Origin of the sequence: Mesorhizobium sp. M5C.F.Ca.ET.164.01.1.1, assembly GCF_004792125.1 — a bacterium.
Classification (GTDB): domain Bacteria; phylum Pseudomonadota; class Alphaproteobacteria; order Rhizobiales; family Rhizobiaceae; genus Mesorhizobium; species Mesorhizobium wenxiniae.
In genome coordinates this window covers 1-293 of the sequence record NZ_SRTG01000525.1, presented here as the reverse complement: position 1 = coordinate 293, position 293 = coordinate 1, and the positions used below count along the sequence as shown (strand labels likewise).

Annotated in this window: 1 protein-coding gene; it reads left to right on the top strand. The window is 54.6% G+C overall.

The genetic code is table 11. The features are described from left to right. On the top strand, positions 1-187 hold a 187-nt coding region (locus EN807_RS36265; RefSeq protein ID WP_210240035.1), incomplete at its 5' end, for a hypothetical protein. Between the last annotated feature and the right edge of the window lie 106 nt (positions 188-293).

Genomic DNA, 293 nt, shown 5'->3' with positions numbered 1-293 from the left:
GTGGCTCTCAACAAATCCAAGGCCAAGCGCTGAGCGGCGGCAATTGCCGGGCACTTCAGCGGATACTAATGCGCTTAAATATCGCCATCACGTAGGGTTAGCGCCCGGCAGCAGCGATCCAATAACTCGTGAAACAAATACTGGACAAATTTATCGGCTGTTAAGCCAGGCGCTTTATCTGAATTGATGTCGCCAGTAACCGGACGACATGTGGGGAACAACATCGTCTCAACCGACGGATGAACCAGTCGGACAGACACCGACGGGGTCGCGGCAGGCTCCGAGGGAATGAG